General features: G+C 44.2%; 3 protein-coding genes. 2 read left to right on the top strand and 1 reads right to left on the bottom strand.

Translation table 11 applies throughout. The annotated features are described in order from the left end of the window. Positions 1 to 235 precede the first annotated feature (235 nt). Entirely contained in the window at positions 236 to 3514 is a 3279-nt protein-coding gene (locus GNE10_RS30850) for an efflux RND transporter permease subunit (protein ID WP_185569661.1), read from the bottom strand. Positions 3515 to 3750: 236 nt separating this feature from the next. Between GNE10_RS30850 and GNE10_RS30845 the strand changes: the two genes are divergently transcribed. Both GNE10_RS30845 and GNE10_RS30840 read left to right on the top strand, forming a co-directional pair. Beyond that, positions 3751 to 4665, top strand: a complete 915-nt coding sequence (locus GNE10_RS30845) for a LysR family transcriptional regulator (RefSeq protein WP_185569659.1) — start codon at positions 3751 to 3753, stop codon at positions 4663 to 4665. Between the two features lie 481 nt (positions 4666 to 5146). After that, positions 5147 to 6106, top strand: coding sequence for an HAD-IC family P-type ATPase (locus tag GNE10_RS30840; protein ID WP_260447097.1), 960 nt, complete (start codon positions 5147 to 5149; stop codon positions 6104 to 6106). Positions 6107 to 6177 lie beyond the last annotated feature (71 nt).

Below are 6177 nucleotides of genomic sequence, written 5' to 3'. Positions count from 1 at the left end.
ACCCCACCCCTCAATCCCCTCCCCGCAGGCGGGGAGGGGAGGTTTTGCGTTAGCAAAACCGGGGTGGGGTGACTCCGGATTAATTAGTAATTGAGTAAGTTTGCTCTAACGTCATTAAACTTCTTGCAAAAGTCGGGAAAAAGTTAAGAGGAAAGGTTTGGTATTTCCCCTTTCCCCTTTCCCTTTTACCTTTCCCCTTTAACCGAACCCTATTACCCCATAACCCACATACTCATTAAACAGCTCTGCCATCTTGCTGTTGACTTGAGCCTATGGACAATGCTCTGTGTCCATCTGAGGTTTCATTTGGAAAATCAGGTGGATTTGAGCCTCCCCCTCGCTTATGAGAAAATAGAGATTGAGCCAAGGTTTTAACAAGAATGTAGAGAATTGGCACTAAGAACAAACTCAAGAAGGTTGAAAGCAGCAACCCTCCGAATAAGGCTGTACCTAAAGACCAACGACTACTTGCTCCGGCTCCTTCAGAAATCACCAAGGGCAAAAATCCTAATAGTGCTGCAAAGGAAGTCATTAAAATTGGTCGCAAACGTTCTTGTCCGGCTTTCACCGCCGCCCGCGTGTAGCTCATACCTTGCTCGTGCAGTTGATTGGCAAATTCCACGACCAAAATCGCGTTTTTCGCGGCTAGACCAATCAAAGTTACTAGACCTACTTGGCAATAAATATCATCTACAACTTTGGGAAACAGGCTACCTGCCATGAAAATATTCGATCGCAGCCAAATCGCTGTCATTGCTCCCAAAACTGCCAAGGGAACTGTGAGCAAAATAATAATGGGGTCAATATAGCTTTCATACTGAGCCGCCAGTACCAAAAACACAATAGCGATCGCTAAAGCAAAAATCAGCCCAGTGGCTCCTCCAGATGTCTTTTCTTGCAAATAAGTCCCTGTCCACTCATAACCAAATCCCTGGGGTAAAACCTCTGCTGCTACTTCTTCCATCGCTTTTATTGCTTGTCCAGAACTCGCACCGGGAGCGGGAGCGCCTTGGACTTTGATTGAGCGATATAAGTTGTAATGGGAAATTGTTTTTGGCCCCACAAAGGGAGTAACTTTCACCAAACTGCTCAAGGGAATCATCGCCCCAGTTGTTGAGCGAACATACAACTTGCCAATATCATCAGGATTTGAGCGGAAAACCCCATCTGCTTGGACGTATACTCGATACTGTCGCTGTCCCTGAACGAAGTTGTTCACATATTGCGATCCCAAGTAAGATTGCAATGCTCCAAAGATATCATTAATCTCGACATTGAGAGCTTTGGCTTGATTGCGGTTTACCTGGATGTCAAATTGCGGAGTATTGGCGGTGAATTGAGTGAAAACTCGTTGAAGAACTGGTTTTTTATTTGCTGCGGCAATGAACTTTTGAGTAGTCTCAACCAAACTTTCAATGGGCGCACTGCCCGTGCGGTCTTGAATGATAAACTCAAAACCACCAGTGGTACTTAATCCTCTCACAGGTGGAGCATTCACAGCGATCGCTCTAGCTTCGGTAATTGCAGACAGCTTTTTATTCAGTCCTTGAAGGATGCCATAAACAGAGTGAGATTGTTCGGTTCTTTCTTTCCAAGGCTTTAGATTAGCAAAGGCAATGCCCAAATTAGAAGCATTCCCATCGAAACCAAACCCACTAATCATAAAACTAGCTCTCACTTCTGGAACTGCTGTAACTTCTTTGGCAACGCGTTCCATTACTGATTCTGTGTATTTCAAAGAAACTCCGTCAGGCCCTTGGACAATTACAAAAAAGTAGCCTTGGTCTTCCTCTGGAATAAATCCGGTAGGCACTGTTGTGTACATGAAACCAGTTGCCAATAAACCAGCGATGAAAACTCCAATCACCACTACTTTAATATGGGTCAGGAAGCTAACAAACCTAACGTATCGGCGGGTAAACCAGCTAAATCCCCGATTAAACTGCGTAAAAAACCAGCCTAAAGGCCCCCGTGGAGTCTGGGCTGGGCGCATGAGGATGGCTGCCATACTCGGAGAGAAGCTTAAAGCATTAAAAGTGGAAATGGCGATGGAGCAAGCAATGGTTAAGGCAAATTGTTTGTAGACAATACCAGTAGTACCCGGAATAAATGCAACGGGAATAAATACCGCCATTAATACAAGAGAAGTGGCGATAATTGCCCCTGTCAACTCCCTCATGGCTTCCACTGCTGCCTGTAGCGGCTTCATGCCCTGTTCTAGTTTCACTGCAACGGCTTCCACCACAATGATGGCATCATCCACCACAATCCCGATGGCCAGCACAAAACCAAATAAGGTGAGTGTATTAATTTGAAATCCCAAAATCAAAAGAGCCGCACATGTGCCAATCAAAGACACGGGGATCGCAATGGTGGGAATGATTGTGGTGCGCCAGTCTTGTAAGAAAACAAAAATTACTAACACCACTAGCACAATTGCCTCAACCAAAGTGTGTAGCACTTCTTCTAAGGAAATTTCCACAAATGGAGTGGTATCAAATGCTAACTCCGCTCTGAGTCCTGGTGGAAATTTCTTGGTTAAGGTGGCGATTTGGTCTTCCACTGCATGGGCAACTTGTAAGGCATTACTACCTGGAAGTTGATATATCCCTAAACCCACAGCCGGCTTGGGAGCATCTCCTGGGAGGGTAAATTTGGCATCAGCAAGATAGCTCTCTGCTCCTAGTTCGACTCGGCCAACATCTTTGACTTTAACTAAGGTGTTGGTGTTAGTAGCGCCAGGTTGAGCCACCTTTAACACCATCTCTCCAAATTCAGCCGCATCTTTGAACCGACTGGTTGCCCGTAAAGCAAATTCAAAACTTTGATTATCTGGTGCTGGTTCCTTACCAATTGCCCCTGCACCCACCTGAATATTTTGTTCTTGTAGGGCAGTTGTCACATCTTGAGGAGTTAGCTGATGTTGAGCAAGCTTGTTGGGATCGAGCCACAGACGCATTGCATATTTGCGTTCTCCAAAAATCGTAGCTTTTCCTACACCAGGGATTCGCTTAATTTGATCGAGAATGAATAAATCAACATAGTTACTAATAAAAATGTTGTCATATTCATTATTATCTGCAAAGAATCCATAGACGAGAAGCAAACTACTTGATGCTGTTTCAATGGTGACACCAGTTCGTTGAACAGTATCCGGCAATTGAGGTTCAGAGAGGGCTTCTTTATTTTGAACGTTGACTTGAGCAATATCGCTATTAACACTAGTTGGGAAGGAAACAGTTATATTGCTCGAACCGTCATTACCTGTATTAGAAGAGATGTAAGATACATTTTTAACGCCATTAATTTGGCGCTCAATAATATTAGTAACAGTGCTTTCTGTTGTTTGAGCATCCGCACCAATGTTGTTAGAGCTAACAGTGATTTGCACCGGGGCGAGATCTGGTAGCTGAGAAATCGGCAAGATCGGAATACAAATGCTTCCCAGCAACAAAATGATGAATGTACAGACGGTCGTCAGAACTGGACGCCTGATGAAAGTATTGACAAACATAAGCTAGGGTTGGGCATGGGGCATGGGGCATGGGGGATTGGGAGAGGGGAGAGACAAGGGAGAGGGGGGAGACAAGGTAGGAATTTTTCTCCCTTGTCTACCTTCTCTTCCCCATATCTCCTAATGCCTTATGCCCAATCTTTAATGCCCATTAGAAATTTTTATCGTATACTGCCTCAAAAGTCCAAGATATACTGCTATAACCAAAAAGAATAGATAAAAACTACTAATACAGCATGGATGCAGACTTACGCTTGCTTCGTTACTTTGTTGCGGTGGCACAAGAGTTGAACTTCACCCGTGCTGCTGAGCAGTTATATATCTCACAACCAGCATTATCTAAACAAATTCGCCAACTAGAGCGAGAATTGGGCATTGAATTACTACGCCGTAACAGTCGAGAGGTGAAGCTAACTGCTGCCGGTGAAACACTTTTGCCTCTGGCTCAAGGACTAATTGAGGATTGGCAGTTTACTTTGTTAACTCTGCGAGAAGCAGCAGCAAGGGAAACGCAGACATTACGCGTTGGCTTTATTTGCAGGATTGGTAGCGAATTAACGAAATCCATTCTTTCAAGGTTTCAAGAGCTACAACCAGGATGGAGGGTAGCAATTCGCTTTTTTGAGTTTTCAGATCCTACAGCTGGACTACTCTCTGGCAATACTGATGTTGCCTTATTACGTTTACCGGTTCCCAAACAAGAAAAATTATTCACTGAAATTCTATTGGTTGAGCCAAGATGGGTTGCTTTATCATCCGACCATCCCCTCGCGCAGGAGGAAGTTTTGCAGATAGCAGATTTGGTTCATGAACCGTTTATTACAGTACCTACCGAAGCAGGAATCTGGCGAGATCATTGGCTAGCAAAAAATGAACGTGACGGCCATCCAATTGTCTATGGTACAGAAGTAAACAACACTAATGAAGCAATGGAAGCGGTGATTAATGGTCAAGGAATAGCACTAGTCTCGCAAACCACTACACAAGTTTATGCGTTGTCTGGACAAACTTTCCGTCCTGTTCGGGATATCACCCCCAGTGTGTTAGCTGTGGCTTGGCGGCGAGATTCTGCAAACAGTGTAGTTGATAATTTTGTGCAAGCTTGTCTTGATGTGTGTCAATCCAGTAGGGACTTCCAAATACAAAAATAATCGATCGCTATTGTCTTTGCAGTCATTCCTATACTTATAGATGAAATTTTGTTTGATTTAATTGAGATCTTAAAACCACAGGCAGAAGCGAAGGAAATAACCCTAGAGGACAATACTTGTCGGTTAAAGGGAAAAGGGGAAGGGGAAAGGGGAAAGAAAAAACCTTTAACCTTTAACCCCTTCGGGGTTCGCCAGTCGCTCATGGGGGAAACCCCCAAGACCGCGCTGGCTCACCTTTTCCCCAGACCCAATGCCGAGTTAAAAATCGTTAACCGAGCAGTATTGCTCTAGAGGATGATTTAACTGATGATGTATGGGTAAAAAGAGATGCAAATCAGTTAACTCATACTTCATTGTCACCTGAGGGAATGTGTTGGTCAAAATAAAAGTTGCATAGAATTACTCATTCGTAATCCGTAGTAAAAAGAACGGGACTGATTGATTTGTTAGGAAAAACTCACGCATAGTCGTAGAGGCAAAAATGGCTCATCAAATCGAACTGGAATTTATTACAGAGCTATCTGCATCAGAGGCAGCTGAACGTCTGAAGCAAGAAGGGTATAATGAGCTACCATTTATCCAACACCGCCAGATTTGGGGAATTGCCATAGAAATCTTCCAAGAGCCTATTTTTTTACTGTTACTAGGCTGTGGTGTTATTTACTTATTTTTGGGTGATGCTCAGGAAGCCCTAATTCTACTAGGCTTTGTCTTCTTTATTGTAGGCATCAACTTATATCAGGAACAAAAAACAGAAAAGTCACTGGAAGCATTACGTGACCTTTCTAGCCCGCGTGCATTAGTAATTCGTGATGGAGAACGCCAACGAATTGCGGGACGAGAAGTGGTGCGTGGTGATGTAATTGTCTTATCAGAAGGGGATAGAGTTCCTGCGGATGCTGTGGTGATTTGGTCTACAAGCTTGAGTGTCGATGAATCTCTGTTAACAGGTGAATCTCTACCTGTACGCAAGCAAGCTGTAGAGAATAGTGCAGAGTTAGAAATGATCGCCCAAAGAGCAACACAGCAACGTCCTGGTGGTGAAGATTTCCCTTTTGTCTATTCAGGTACACTGATAGTCCAAGGTCAGGGTATTGCTCAAGTTTATGCCACAGGTATCCATACAGAAATGGGCAAGATTGGCAAAGCTTTGCAGACTGTAGAACCGGAAGACACAGTTCTGCAAAGGGAAACGCGGCGCATTGTTAGTAGGCTGACGTTTGTGGCGATCGCAATTTGTGTTGCTGTGGTTGTGATTTACAGTGCAACTAGGGGTGATTGGTTACAGGGATTTTTGGCAGGATTAGCACTGGCGATGGCAATTTTACCTAATGAAATTCCTGTGGTCTTAGCAATTTTCTTGGCCTTGGGTGCTTGGAGATTTTCTCTGGCTAGGGTGTTGACTCGTCGCATACCCGTAGTGGAAACCTTGGGTTGTTGAACTAAGCTGAAAAGTCACCTTTTCAACTCGTCTTCAGAACCGGACGTGACACTTTCGCGTCATCCGGCTCC

The sequence above is a fragment of the Nostoc sp. 2RC genome, from assembly GCF_014222165.1.
GTDB classification, from domain to species: Bacteria; Cyanobacteriota; Cyanobacteriia; order Cyanobacteriales; family Nostocaceae; genus Nostoc; species Nostoc linckia.
The sequence above is the reverse complement of the archived record's forward strand: the minus strand, read 5'-3'. Positions and strand labels throughout refer to the sequence as shown.